The sequence below is a fragment of the Mesorhizobium sp. WSM4828 genome, assembly GCF_055811175.1.
This window is the reverse complement of sequence record NZ_JBVVQK010000027.1, coordinates 42,174-55,116: the sequence shown is the minus strand read 5'-3', so window position 1 is coordinate 55,116 and position 12,943 is coordinate 42,174. Positions and strand designations below refer to the sequence as shown.

Below are 12,943 nucleotides of genomic sequence, written 5' to 3'. Positions count from 1 at the left end.
CGGCGCGGGCGACGCGCGGCATTGCTGCACTCGGTGCGCGCGCTCGGTGCGACGCCGGCAACACCGCGGCGGCTCGCCGCTCGCCGTGGCCGTCTCCTGTCAGGTACAAGGACATGAACATCATGCAGACCGGTTCCACGCTACACGACGACGGAACTGGCGTTTCCGCGCTCGGCGGGTTGGGCGCGCAGGCGCGCGGCGCATCCGACAGGCTGCTGCCGGAGATCTGGATGCAGGACGGCGCAAAGCGGGTCGAACAGGCGCTGGCGCGTCTTCTCTGCGCCGAAGGCGACGGTGAGACCGAGTTGATGGCGGGGATGCGCTACGCCACCTTGCATGGCGGGAAGCGCACGCGCGCCTTGCTCTGTCTGGCTGCCGGCGCACTGGCCGACACGCCGGCGCACATGCTCGACGACGTCGGCGCCGCCATCGAGATGATGCATGCCTGTACCCTGGTCCACGACGACCTGCCCGCGATGGACGACGACGTGCTTCGCCGCGGCATTCCGACGGTGCACGTCAAGTTCGGCGAAGCCACTGCGATCCTGGTCGGCGATGCGCTGCAGGCGCACGCCTTCCTGACCCTGGCGCGCCTGGATCCGCCGGGCAACAACCGTATCGCGCTCGTGCGCGAACTGGCGCAGGCGGTGTCCGCCGAGGGTGCCGCAGGCGGGCAGGCCATGGATCTGTCGCTGGTCGGGAAGCACGTCGAGCTAGACAGGATCGTAGCGATGCACCGGATGAAGAGCGGAGCGCTAGTGCGCGCGTCCGTTCGTATGGGCGCGCTATGCGCCATCGCGGAGGATGCCGCGCACGCTGCGCTGTACTGTGCGCTCGATCGATACAGCGCCTGTTTCGGCTTGGCGCTGCAGGTGGTCGACGACATTCTCGACGCGACAGCGGATACCGCGACGCTGGGCAAGACCGCCGGCAAGGACGCGGCGGCGCAGAAGCCGACCTGCGCGTCGATCATGGGGCTGCGGGCAGCGCGCCAGTTCGCGCTGGATCTGTTGCGCGACGCCGGGGAGGCCATCGCCCCGCTGGGGCCGCGTGCGGAACGGTTAGCGCAGATGCTGCAGCGGGCCAACGCGTATCTGCTCAAACACGCGCCATGCGGATAAGCGCGCCTGTCCGCCTAGAGTCGCCCTGTGCCGCTGCGATCGCCGGCGGCTGCGGTGCATGCTGCACAGTGTCCGAGTCCGCGGCGCCGATCGCAGCGGTTGCCCAGCACGACCGCGGCGCATACGGCGCACTGCGCGCGAGCCTATGCGGCGGACCGGCGCCTGCATCGGGGCGCGTCGCCGCGCCGGAGAAGGGAGGCCGTCCGGCGCTGCCCATGCGCCGGGCCGCGACGGGCCCGCGGCGGACGTGCGGCGTCTGCCCGATCCTGGTTCTTGTCAATCGTCTGCAGAAGGAACATCCCGTGGATGCGCTGTCCGAACAGATCCTTTCCGAATTGCGCCACCTGCTGAGCGAGATGAGTGACGGCGGCAGCGTCGGTCCGTCCGTCTACGACACGGCGCGAGCTCTGCAGTTCCACGGCAACGTCACCGGTCGGCAGGACGCATACGCGTGGCTTATCGCGCAGCAACATCCCGATGGCGGATGGGGAAGCGCGGACTTCCCGCTGTTCCGCCATGCGCCCACATGGGCGGCGTTGCTGGCATTGCACCGTGCCGATCCTCTTCCCGGCGCTGCCGACGCAGTCCAGGCTGCAACCCGGTTCCTCGAGCGCCAGCCCGATCCCTACGCGCATGCGGTGCCGGAAGACGCGCCGATCGGCGCGGAGCTGATCCTGCCGCAGTTGTGCGGCGAGGCTTCATCCCTGCTCGGCGGCGTGGCGTTTCCGCGCCACCCGTCGCTGTTGCCGTTGCGGCAAGCGTGCCTGGTCAAGCTGGGGGCGGTGGCGACGCTGCCGAGCGGCCATCCGTTGCTGCACTCCTGGGAAGCCTGGGGGTCGTCGCCGACCACCGCATGCCCGGATGACGACGGCAGCATCGGCATCAGTCCGGCGGCCACCGCCGCGTGGCGTGCGCACGCCGTGACACAGGGGAGCACGCCGCAGGTCGGGCGCGCCGACGCGTATCTGCGGGCGGCATCGCGGGCGACGCGCAGCGGCATCGAAGGTGTCGTTCCCAACGTCTGGCCGATCAATGTGTTCGAGCCATGCTGGTCGCTGTACACCCTGCATCTGGCCGGGCTGTTCGCGCATCCCGCGCTCGCCGATGCGGTGCGCGTGATCGTCGCGCAGCTCGACGCCCGCCTGGGCGTGCGCGGTCTGGGCCCGGCCTTGAACTTCGCGGCCGATGCGGACGACACCGCCGTTGCGTTGTGCGTCCTGCGCCTTGCAGGCCGCGACCCGGCGGTCGAGGCGCTGCGCCATTTCGAAATCGGCGAGCTCTTCGTCACCTTCCCCGGCGAGCGCAATGCCTCGGTGTCGACCAACATCCATGCCCTGCATGCGTTGCGACTGTTGGGAAAGCCCGCCGCCGGCACCAGCGCCTACGTCGACGCCAATCGCAACCCGCACGGTGTATGGGACAACGAAAAATGGCACGTTTCCTGGCTGTATCCCACCGCGCATGCGGTCGCTGCGCTGGCGCAAGGCAAGCTCCAGTGGCGCGACGAGCGCGCGCTAGCGGCGCTGCTGCAGGCGCAGCGCGACGGCGGTGGCTGGGGCGCCGGTCGCGCGTCCACATTCGAGGAAACCGCCTATGCGCTGTTCGCGTTGCACGTGATGGACGGGAGCGAAGAGCCGGCAGCGCGCCGGCGCATGGCGCAGGCCGTGGCGCGTGCGCTGGAGTGGATGCTCGCCCGCCATGCGGCGCATGCATTGCCGCAGACGCCGCTGTGGATCGGCAAGGAACTGTATTGCCCCACCCGGGTCGTGCGCGTGGCTGAACTCGCCGGGTTGTGGCTGGCGTTTCGTTGGGGGCGGCGCGTCCTGGCCGAGGAAGCAGGAGCGGCGCCATGATCCAGACCGAACGCGCGCTGCAGCAGGTGCTGGAGTGGGGGCGTTCCCTGACCGGGTTCGCCGACGAGCATGCCCTGGAAGCGGTCAGGGGCGGCCAGTACATCCTGCAGCGCATCTACCCGAGCCTGCGCGACACCAGCGCCCGCACCGGCCGCGATCCGCAGGACGAAACGCTGATCGTGGCGTTCTATCGCGAACTGGCGCTGCTGTTCTGGCTCGACGATTGCAACGACCTTGGCCTGATCGCGCCGGAGCAGCTCGCCGCGGTGGAGCAGGCGCTGGCGCAGGGCGTGCCGTGCGCGCTCCCCGGATTCGAGGGCTGCGCTGTGCTGCGCGCTTCGCTGGCCGCGCTCGCCCACGATCGTCGCGACTATGCTCGGCTTCTCGACGATACCCGGTGCTACTGCGCGGCGCTGCGTGCCGGACACGCGCAGGCGGCAGGGGCGGAACGCTGGTCCTACGCCGAGTACCTGCACAACGGCATCGATTCGATCGCCTACGCGAACGTGTTCTGTTGCCTGTCGTTGCTGTGGGGGCTGGACATGGCGACCTTGCGCGCGCGTCCGGCGTTTCGCCAGGTCCTGCGGCTCATCTCCGCGATAGGGCGCCTGCAGAACGATCTGCATGGACGCGACAAGGACAGGTCGGCCGGCGAGGCCGACAACGCGGCGATCCTGCTGCTGCAGCGCTATCCGGCTCTGCCTGTGGTGGAGTTCCTCAACGACGAGCTGGCCGGCCATACGCGCATGCTGCACCGGGTGATGGCGGAAGAACGCTTTCCCGCGCCGTGGGGACCGTTGATCGACGCCATGGCGGCCATCCGCGCGCAGTACTACAAGACCTCGACCAGCCGCTACCGCAGCGACGCTGCGGGGGAAAGCCAGCGTGCGCCGGCCTGAACGCGCGGGAGGCGGCGGCGTGCGCACGCTGCCGGCGGTCCGATCCGACGCAACGCCGTCGCCCGATGCGACGGATGAAGCGAGCATGAGCGACACCGCCCTGAGCCGGCGCAAGGACGACCATCTGGACATCGTGCTGGATCGGCGAACGGCGCCGGCCACGGGCGCCGCCGGCTGGGAGTACATCCGTTTCGAACACTGCGCATTGCCCGAGTTGGACCTGACGCAGATCGACCTGCGCGCCTCGCTGCTGGGCAAGACCATGCGCGCGCCGCTGCTGATCAGCTCCATGACCGGCGGCATGCCACGCGCCGAGGCCATCAACCGGCATCTGAGCGAGGCAGCGCAAGCCTTGGGGATCGCCCTGGGCGTCGGTTCGCAGCGCGTGAGCCTGCAATCCCGCAACTCCCTGGGGCTGACACGCGCGCTGCGCCGCCTGGCCCCAGACATTCCCTTGCTGGCCAATATCGGAGCCGCGCAACTGCGCGAGGCCGACGGCCTGGACCTGGCGCGCCGGGCGGTGGATGCGCTGGAGGCCGATGCAATCATCATTCATTTCAATCCGCTGCAGGAAGCGGTACAGCCGGAGGGCGACCGCGACTGGCGCGGCGTCCTGGCGCAGATCGCTCGCGCCGCGCGCAGCGTGGGCGTGCCGATCGTGGCCAAGGAAGTGGGGGCGGGCCTGTCCGCCTCAGTGGCCTGTGCGCTCGTCGAGGCGGGCGTAGCGGTGATCGATGTCGCCGGCGCCGGCGGCACCAGTTGGGCCGCGGTGGAGGGCGAGCGCGCCCGCGATGCCGCCGACCGTGCAGTGGCGATGGCGTTCGCCGATTGGGGGATTCCGACCCCGGCCAGCGTGCAGGCGGTACGTCGGGCGCTGCCAACGGTGAAGCTGATCGCGTCGGGCGGGATCCGCGACGGCGTCGACGTGGCCAAGGCCATCCGCCTGGGCGCGGACATCGCCGGGCAGGCGGCCGGCGTGCTGCACGCGGCGACGGTGTCCACCGAGGCGGTTGTCGCGCATTTCGAGATTGTCATCCGCCAGTTGGCCGTCGCCTGCTTCTGCACCGGCTCGGGTGATCTGGCGGCGTTGCGTCAGACGCGTTTGTTGCCCTCGGCGCATTTGCCCGCCGGCTGGAGAGGATGACCACGGGAACATCGAGGCGGTCGTCGCGCCATTTGCGGTTTTGCGGGCTTTGAACGCGCGTTCTGGGGCCGCCGATCAGTTGACGATTGTCGCCTCCGTTGCATTGCGCAGTTCGCTTTCGGTTACGCCATTGGCGACCTCCACAAGCCTCAGGCCTCCTTCAACGATATCTAAAACGCCAAGGTTCGTGATGATTCTGTCGACAACCGATTTGCCGGTTAGCGGCAGAGTGCACGCCTTCATCACTTTGGACACCCCCGCCTTATTTGTGTGGTCCATCACCACGACGACGCGCTTGACGCCGGCGACCAGATCCATTGCTCCACCCATGCCCTTCACGAGCTTTCCGGGGATCATCCAATTCGCCAGGTCCCCGTTCTCGGCTACTTCCATGGCGCCGAGGACCGCCATGGCGATCTTGCCGCCGCGGATCATTGCAAAGCTCTGCGCCGAGTCGAAGAAGGCGGAATCTGGCAGTGCGGTCACCGTTTGCTTGCCGGCATTGATAAGATCGGCGTCGATCTCCTCCTCGGTCGGGAATGGACCAATACCGAGGAGGCCGTTCTCCGACTGCAGCGTTACATGGACGCCGTCCGGAATGTAATTGGCGACCAACGTGGGAATTCCGATGCCGAGATTGACGTAAGTGCCGTCTTCAAGTTCTCGCGCAGCCCGCGCCGCCATTTGGTTTCTGTCCCAGGCCATTTCTCTCCCCTTCCCTCAAGCCGCCGCACGCGTCGTGCGTTGTTCGATCCGTTTCTCATGCTCGCCCTGGACCAGGCGATGCACGTAGATCCCCGGCAGGTGGATCTGATCGGGATCGAGGCCGCCAACAGGAACGATCTCCTCGACCTCCGTGACGCAGATGTTGCCGCAGGTCGCCGCCGGCGGATTGAAGTTGCGAGCTGTCTTGCGGAATACGAGATTGCCGGACGTGTCTGCCTTCCAGGCCTTGACTATAGAGAGATCCGCGACGATGCCGGTCTCGAGCACGTATGTTTCGCCATTGAAGGTCTTATGCTCCTTGCCCTCGGCTACAACCGTGCCGACGCCTGTCTTCGTGTAGAACCCTGCGATACCGGCACCACCGGCACGCATTCGTTCGGCGAGCGTTCCCTGCGGGTTGAACTCAAGCTCCAGTTCGCCGCTCAGATACTGGCGCATGAGCTCGGCGTTCTCGCCGACATAAGACGAGATCATCTTCTTGATTTGCCTCGTCTTCAACAGGACACCAAGCCCGAAGTCGTCGACGCCGCAGTTGTTCGAGGCTATCGTGAGGTCCTTGGTACCAGCTTCCAGAACAGCGCTGATCAAAAGCTCAGGAATACCACAGAGGCCAAAACCGCCAGCCGCTATGCACATTCCATCGAACAAAAGCCCTTCAAGTGCCGAAGCAGGGCTGCTAAATATTTTTTGCACGTCATCACTCCGGTCTAGCTTACGAGGCGGGCTCGTGGTCATCGCAACAGCCGTCGCACGCACACGGAAAGCTTTCCGCAATGGCTTGATGCTGCTTCGTAAGAGCCAACTTGCTTTGTTGCCCGACTTACATTGCTGCTCGTTTTCTGATCACCTCGACTTGGGTTCACGCCGTCTGCGGTTCCGCCAGATAGTCGTGAACAACCGTGCCGAGGCCGAGTGTCAGATCCGCGATGAAATGGGCGGCTGAAACGACCTCCAGAACCGGCAGTTCGGCAATGGGCGCGAGTGCATGCGGCCGTAAGTCCAAGCCTGCGGGAGCACCCCATGCGCCCTTCAATGTCACGTCCTCCATCTTAAGACGTACCAACTCGCAGACGCGCAGGCTGGCATCGACATGCGGGATAATCTTCAGAAGGAATGTCGGCTGACACAGCGAGGCCAGCACCTCGCTGTGGTCGAGCTCCCAATGTTTAAAGCCCATGGTGCCTGTTGCGATCCGGACCGGGCCGTAGTCGAGGGTGCCGACCAGTGTGTCCCCATAGACCTCTAACGCAGGATGCGCATATTTCTTCGGGAATCCCCACAACTCACGGCCACCAAAAATTGGCGGTCCGTCGTCCAAATACATGGCATGCGAATAGCCGCCGATCACGTCGTTAAACCTAACGGGAATGACCTGGCCGGACTCAATATAGCTTCCGAAGCCCGCAGAGTCGGGCATGCGAATGAACTCAAACTTTACCAAGGGATCATCGAATTCGAGCGGCTGGGGGACTACCGCGCGTAGCCGGTCGGGGTCCGTCCGGTAGGTGATGATAAGGTATTCGCGGTCCACGAAGCGATATGGTCCCGTCGGGTAGGCGGGGCTCGTCAGCGGCATAGAATAGGCTTGGGCACGCACGTCTTTGGACTTCAAGGCTTTTACTCCCCGGCTGAGTGCTGCATTCCGGATCGGGACGCTCACACTGCTAAGATCTACATGAACCCGGCAAGGAACATGCCAAGGGGTAATTAGTTGATTTTGCTGACTTTTTTAAGATACCTAGCACGGCCGCTCGGCTGTTGGATCTTGATATGTCCTTTTTTGTAAGCATCCCGCCATTGCGCCATCGGCGACAACAGGTAGCCGCCTAGGGCTTGTGTATAGGCGGAAGTTTACTTAGGCTCCGAAATAAGCACCGACCGGTCGGGCACCTCTGGGCACCGTTCCCATCCCCCTGCAGATTTATCCCGTTCCACGGGGCGCATCCATGCCAGTTGAGCGTATTACATACATTCGAGGCAAATTAAGCATTCGCCGGCGGTGCGGAGTTGCCAACTAGGGAAACAGTGTACCCAGCGTTCCGCCTCATCCAAGGTTTAGCGACCAAGCAAATTCGTGTCCGCGCGTAGGTGCAAATGCTCCACGTGCGTTCTCTCGCCTTCACGCAGCTTCGCGCTTTAATTGAAGACGCTCCTCGTCTGAAGGCCGGTAACCGCGCAGATACAGTGCGCAGGTAGTCCTGAGCATCGACGCGAAGTTCGGAATCCCTCCGTTGATCTCGAGTGCCTCGTCATAGAGCTTGGAGATAAATTTCGGCGTTGACAGATCCTGGCTCTCGGCAATTTCGTCGAGAAGCGTCCAAAAAGCGGCCTCGACCTGGACGATCGTCGAATGGCCGGCAACACGGATCGAACGGTTGATCTGGCGGTATCGCCACTGACGAAGGGAATAGCCATGACCCAGCACGCGATACAGAACCTGACCTTGTTCGACCTGCTGGCGCGAAGCTGGCGTCGTCCCTCGGCGATCGCCGATCTGCGCTTCAGCGTCAATGGCTCGGCTCTCGCCTCACTGTCGCGCTTCTAAATTGCTGCGACCTGCCCTGCGAATTGCCCCTTTGCGACATTTCTACTTTGCCAGCAACGCGACATTCGAACTTGGTTGCAACATCGAAGCACAGATCGTGAACATGGGGGAGACGCGCCGGCATGTCTTTGACATCGATCGTCTTGAGGTCAGTTACGCGCCAAAAAGCGGATACTGAGGCCTAGGCCGGCATAAGAGCGGCTTTCACCTCTCCCCGACCAATCAGCTTGGAAAAACGGCGATAATCCGAATGCTGGAACCGCCACCGGCCGGCGGCAATTGCAGGGTGCACGCCAGCTTTCTGCGCTGCCTCCAGCACCTCCTCTGTGGTGCTGTCCCTGTCGATCAGCTTCCATATGGCAGGAGGGATAAGCGCGTTCTGTGCAAACGAGTCCGCCTCCGCTTCGATAGCTTCCGAACTCGCCACATCCAGATCGTCCAAAATGACTTGTCGATCAGGACTCAAGTGGCAAACCACGTGGGCAAACTCATGCAACAGCGTAAACCAGAAATTGTCCAAACGATCGTGGCGAACGGTCAGTGCTATCACCGGAACACCATCGCGACGGCACATCGCGGCACCGTCAAGAAACGTTCCCGGCAGGTGTTCCAATGTGACCAATATTATTCCCATACGACGTAGTGCGTCTACAATACGATTATTCCAGTCAGGAAATATGCTCATCTTGGCAAGTTGTCGCGCAGCTTTTTTCGGATCGCTAATCCTTGTCCTCTTGATAGTGACCTTTTCCGCACGCGCCAACACGGCAGCACACCATGCTTCGAGCGCCGCCAGATCCGTCTTGGCGTTGGTGCGCTCAGTCCTGGTCTTCCGCAACATGGCGAGGGCGGGAGCGGAGGCTTTCGAGCGCGACAAGAAGCCGGCGAGATTCTCTTTCCCCTTCATCATGCCGAGCTTACGGAGCTTCACCTCTGCCGCAATTGAGGTGCTTGAAGCGCGCGCTGCAGGCTCGTGCTTGAACGACCCGATCAAGGAGGTGACTGGAATGCCCAGGTGCTGGTGTAGTGCTCTGATCTGATCGACCGTGGGCTGTCGTTGACCACTCAGTATCTCGGATACTCGCGACTTACTCCCGAGGTATGGGATCAGATCGCGTTGTGATAGGCCGGTCTGCTCCATGCGGAACTTGATCGCCTGCGCAGGTGTGGCTCCTTCGATAGAATGCGAGGATCGCTCCCATCTCTCGATGAGAGCTTGCAGTACCTCAAGCTCGTCACGGTCCTTCTGGCCCTGGTGCCCGAACAGCGCGGCGGCACGCTTGAGTGCCGATCGGTAGTCATCGTCCGTGCGTATTGGTCGAACCGTCATGTCACCTTGCTCCCTGCTTGCCGGTGGCGCGTGACCCACTAGTCGCGCCCGCATATTCGATGAGAACCATTTGCCCCTCGCAATCCGCAAGGAGGTCGACCCGATAGCCGCCGTTGAGCGGAATCCGGATCTTGATGCCGTCGATCAAGGCTGACGGGTAGAACTCAGCGATTTCAGCCATCGAACGCCATGACCCCGCCTCGAGCTCGGCAACCAGCGCCGGTACGGCTCCGTCAAGGCCATCGCTGGCCCGGCGCGCAAGTTCCTCCAACCTCGATATCCCCATCAGCTTCATGGCAAATCGCGGCTCCACAAAAAATAGTTCCCAAATGTGGAACGAGTCTTGCACTCGACCTCGCGCCGTGCCATATCGGAATCAGCGTTCCCAAAAGTGGGATTAACACGCAAAGACGCCGCGGCCAAGGGTTTTGCTCCGCCCTTCCCGCGCACGGATTCCGGGGCGCTGTGGAGAATTACAATGACTACCAGCAACGAAGGTGGCTCTGACGATCGCCACAAGGTCCGCGTGGAGCTCGAGTTCGAGGACCTGCAGGAGCACTCGCACCTCGAAATCGACGCCGATGATGTGGACCCCATCCTGCGTGCAGCTCGTGGCAAACCGGGCTTCGAGAAGGCCCATGTGTTTGAGCGCGACAACGAGGAAACGCTGGTCGGCGTCGGCAATCGCCGCGCCATCTCGGTCCTGGTGCACCGTTGCCATCGTGTCACGGTTCAGGTCAATTACGACGGTGACACCAAGAGCCGGGACTTCTCGCCGGCCGTCACCATTCTGCGCGTCCTGCAGTGGGCGGTCGGCAGGCGCGGCTTCAACCTCGACGACAATACTGCGGCGAAGGCCAACCTGCTGCTGCCGAGTGCCGATCAGCCTCTGCCCAAGGACGCGATGCTCGGCGTTTACGTCAAGCGTCCCGGCTGTTCGCTGACGCTCGACCTTACCCTCAGGGACTTTACCAATGGCTGAGGCCGAGATGACGCCCGCGCAGAAAACCCTCGTCGACCAGCTGAACTCGGTTCGCTTTCTTGCCAGCATCGACGAAGGTCGTTGGGAAGTGCTTGCGTTGGCTTGGCCTTACCTCTTCGTGCGCATCCGGGTCGTGACCGGTCCGGGTGCGGTCTTCACCCACGATTTCCGCCTCGAGTGCACCGGCTTTCCGGAACCAGGCCCCTATGTAGAGCGCTGGGCCTATGCGGAGGACGCACAGCACGGCACTCGCCCGGCGGCGCCGAATGCCGGCGCTCCGGGCTTCATCGAGGCCCTAAAAGAGTGGGGCGGCGGTTCGGGCAGCGCCGAAAGGGGCATCTATCGAGCCTGGAACCGGGGAGCGGCTCAGCACAATGACTGGTGGCGGAAACGCCCAGACGAAGCCTGGCACCGAAACCGCGAAGTCACCTTCATTATGGAGCAGCTCTATGCACTCGTTTCTGAACAGGCTCTTTGGCTGGCTGCTCGGGCGGCCTGAGCCACGCATTATCTGCGACGAGGCCTTGTGGTTGGCGGGAGCCGCGGAGCTGAAGCGGCGGACGCTCGGCGGGCGGCGGGAAAGCGGCGCCTTCCTTGTCGGCGAGGCCCCTGCCAAGGGACCTAAGGTCATCCATGCGTTTGTCTACTACGATGATCTCGATCCACACTCCCTCGATAGCGGAATCGTCCATTTCAACGGCAACAAGCTGCCGCTTCTGTGGGAAATCTGTCGCGAGCGACAATACCACGTTGTTGCCGATGTGCATGTCCATCCCGGTCACTATGGGCAGAGCGCGTCAGACCAGACGGATCCGGTTATGCCACGCGGCGGCCACTTCGCCTTTATCCTTCCCGATTTTGCCGCCGGCTCTGCGATCCCCGGCGGCATTGGTCAGTACGAGTACCTGGGCAACGGCAGGTGGATCGACCACTCCCATGCTGCCGCGCCTCTGCTCGGGCTCAGGAGTTCGAAATGACCCCCCATCTCCGCCGCTCGCGCATCGCCAAAGTGATAACCGATGCGTCCGGCAGCAAGCAGGACTTCGACCAGGCCGCGGCCGCGCTCGATGCGGTGCACGTCGCCGTGGTCACCAGCGGTGAACAGATTGCCACGGCGGCAACACAGGCAGCAGTGCTCACCTCCCTCAACGCCGCCGTGAAGTGCTTCGGAACGGCCACGCTCGTCTGTCCGTGCGATGTTCCCCTCAAGGCAAAATTGCCCCTGGGAAGCAGCCTATTCACATCTGCGGCTGCGTGCGGCACCAAGGTTTCGGCGTCGTTACCGCCGGGTGTAACCCATGTCATCGCGATGGGGAGCACCCCCGGTGTTGAGGCATTTGTGCGCTGCTGGTGGAGCGGCTGGAGCGCCGGCGTGATTCCAGGCTGGGATGACGAGCGCTGCGGCAGTTCCGGCAACCCGCTCGCCGGGGTGTTTGCCGGAGCGCTCGCCGTGCGACAGGTTTTCGCCAACGCTATCGGGCGGCGTCATTCGATCAACCGCCGCGCTGTGATCTCGCTCTGGCAACCTTGGGGGCATGAGGGCGAAGTTGAACCGGCTCCGCAGGTCCTGACGCTACCGCGCTCGCTTTGGCTGATCGGCCTCGGGCATTTGGGTCAGGGCTTCTTGTGGAACCTTGCTTTGCTTCCCGTCGCTGACATGCACGCGATCCTGCAGGACGATCAGACCGTCGGCGAAGAAAACGTTGGCACGGGTCTGGTGACAGACCTATCCGACTATGAGCTGAAGAGTAAGAAGGCTCGGGTGGCGGCGCGGTGGCTCGAAGGCGCCGGCTGGACGACGTCGCTGCTCGAGCGCCGGAACTACGGCGATATGAAGTTGACGGACCAGGATCCGCCTGTAGTGCTCACCAGCCTCGACGAACCGACGGCGCGGCTGGCGATCGCCGAGGCTGGCCACGACTTCTTGATCGATGCTGGTGTCGGTCACGGCGCCTTCGACTTCGAGATCGGCCAGATTCGCGTTGTGCCGAAGGGTGTCGACCCGAACGGGCTTTGGGCGCAAGCCGCCAAGCCGAAGGACGTCGATGCCATGCTCGAAAAGCCTGCGTATCGCGAGCACGCCAAGAAATTCGACAGCTGCGGCACCTTCTCACTGGCTGAAGCCAGTGCTGCGGTTCCGTTCGTGGGGGCAGCGGTCGGCGCCATGACCATTGCGCAGCTGCTGCGTTTGGCGTCGATGCGCTCCACCCCCAGGATCATGCAGGTCGAGCTCAACGCTCCAGAGACGGCCATCGCCGGTACGATGAACCCTGCTGCCTCCCAAGGGTTTGGCGGGATCGAGTTCGGGTTGGGATAGCCCAAGCCTTCAGTCAAGCAGCCGAC

Annotated in this window: 15 protein-coding genes; 9 read left to right on the top strand and 6 right to left on the bottom strand. The window is 63.7% G+C overall.

Annotated features, from left to right (window positions below; genetic code table 11):
• The first annotated feature begins 122 nt into the window (after positions 1-122).
• From AC0L2X_RS25565 to fni, 4 genes are all read left to right on the top strand, one after another.
• On the top strand, positions 123-1,121 hold the full coding sequence (locus tag AC0L2X_RS25565; RefSeq protein ID WP_473600560.1) for a polyprenyl synthetase family protein: 999 nt from the start codon (positions 123-125) through the stop codon (positions 1,119-1,121).
• A gap of 302 nt (positions 1,122-1,423) precedes the next feature.
• On the top strand, positions 1,424-2,974 hold the full coding sequence (locus AC0L2X_RS25560; RefSeq protein WP_473600539.1) for a hypothetical protein: 1,551 nt from the start codon (positions 1,424-1,426) through the stop codon (positions 2,972-2,974).
• Positions 2,971-3,873, top strand: a complete 903-nt coding sequence (locus tag AC0L2X_RS25555; RefSeq protein WP_473600538.1) for a terpene synthase family protein — start codon at positions 2,971-2,973, stop codon at positions 3,871-3,873. Before AC0L2X_RS25560 ends, AC0L2X_RS25555 begins: the two co-directional genes overlap by 4 nt.
• Before the next feature lie 85 nt (positions 3,874-3,958).
• A complete protein-coding gene (gene fni / locus AC0L2X_RS25550; RefSeq protein WP_473600559.1) occupies positions 3,959-5,017 on the top strand; it encodes a type 2 isopentenyl-diphosphate Delta-isomerase in 1,059 nt (352 codons plus the stop codon).
• Positions 5,018-5,092: 75 nt separating this feature from the next.
• Here the strand turns inward: fni and AC0L2X_RS25545 are convergent, their stop codons facing one another.
• The 4 genes from AC0L2X_RS25545 to AC0L2X_RS25530 all read right to left on the bottom strand — a co-directional run bounded on the left by AC0L2X_RS25545 (position 5,093) and on the right by AC0L2X_RS25530 (position 8,168).
• Positions 5,093-5,722 (bottom strand): 3-oxoacid CoA-transferase subunit B, encoded by a 630-nt coding sequence (locus AC0L2X_RS25545; RefSeq protein WP_473600537.1) that lies wholly within the window; start codon positions 5,720-5,722, stop codon positions 5,093-5,095.
• Between the two features lie 15 nt (positions 5,723-5,737).
• On the bottom strand, positions 5,738-6,478 hold the full coding sequence (locus tag AC0L2X_RS25540; RefSeq protein WP_473600536.1) for a CoA transferase subunit A: 741 nt from the start codon (positions 6,476-6,478) through the stop codon (positions 5,738-5,740).
• Positions 6,479-6,602: 124 nt separating this feature from the next.
• Entirely contained in the window at positions 6,603-7,355 is a 753-nt protein-coding gene (locus AC0L2X_RS25535; RefSeq protein ID WP_473600535.1) for an acetoacetate decarboxylase, read from the bottom strand.
• Between the two features lie 507 nt (positions 7,356-7,862).
• Positions 7,863-8,168: a ribbon-helix-helix domain-containing protein gene (locus tag AC0L2X_RS25530; RefSeq protein ID WP_473600534.1), complete on the bottom strand. Its 306-nt coding sequence runs from the start codon at positions 8,166-8,168 to the stop codon at positions 7,863-7,865.
• Between AC0L2X_RS25530 and AC0L2X_RS25525 the strand changes: the two genes are divergently transcribed.
• A complete protein-coding gene (locus AC0L2X_RS25525) occupies positions 8,157-8,288 on the top strand; it encodes a hypothetical protein (RefSeq protein ID WP_473600533.1) in 132 nt (43 codons plus the stop codon). The genes AC0L2X_RS25530 and AC0L2X_RS25525 overlap by 12 nt on opposite strands.
• Positions 8,289-8,469: 181 nt before the next feature.
• Here AC0L2X_RS25525 and AC0L2X_RS25520 read toward each other — a convergent pair whose 3' ends face one another.
• Both AC0L2X_RS25520 and AC0L2X_RS25515 read right to left on the bottom strand, forming a co-directional pair.
• Complete coding sequence (locus AC0L2X_RS25520) at positions 8,470-9,618, bottom strand: ImmA/IrrE family metallo-endopeptidase (RefSeq protein WP_473600532.1); 1,149 nt, start codon at positions 9,616-9,618, stop codon at positions 8,470-8,472.
• Position 9,619: 1 nt separating this feature from the next.
• On the bottom strand, positions 9,620-9,931 hold the full coding sequence (locus AC0L2X_RS25515) for a hypothetical protein (RefSeq protein ID WP_473600531.1): 312 nt from the start codon (positions 9,929-9,931) through the stop codon (positions 9,620-9,622).
• Between the two features lie 165 nt (positions 9,932-10,096).
• Here AC0L2X_RS25515 and AC0L2X_RS25510 point away from each other — a divergent pair, with 165 nt between their 5' ends.
• Genes AC0L2X_RS25510 through AC0L2X_RS25495 form a run of 4 tightly spaced genes read left to right on the top strand, consistent with a single transcriptional unit; the run spans position 10,097 to position 12,917 of the window.
• Entirely contained in the window at positions 10,097-10,600 is a 504-nt protein-coding gene (locus tag AC0L2X_RS25510; protein WP_473600530.1) for a hypothetical protein, read from the top strand.
• On the top strand, positions 10,593-11,099 hold the full coding sequence (locus AC0L2X_RS25505) for a DUF7665 family protein (protein WP_473600529.1): 507 nt from the start codon (positions 10,593-10,595) through the stop codon (positions 11,097-11,099). Before AC0L2X_RS25510 ends, AC0L2X_RS25505 begins: the two co-directional genes overlap by 8 nt.
• Before the next feature lie 31 nt (positions 11,100-11,130).
• Positions 11,131-11,577: a hypothetical protein gene (locus AC0L2X_RS25500; protein ID WP_473600528.1), complete on the top strand. Its 447-nt coding sequence runs from the start codon at positions 11,131-11,133 to the stop codon at positions 11,575-11,577.
• Complete coding sequence (locus tag AC0L2X_RS25495) at positions 11,574-12,917, top strand: ubiquitin-activating E1 family protein (protein WP_473600527.1); 1,344 nt, start codon at positions 11,574-11,576, stop codon at positions 12,915-12,917. The genes AC0L2X_RS25500 and AC0L2X_RS25495 overlap by 4 nt, the downstream gene beginning before the upstream one ends.
• The last annotated feature ends 26 nt before the right edge of the window (positions 12,918-12,943 follow it).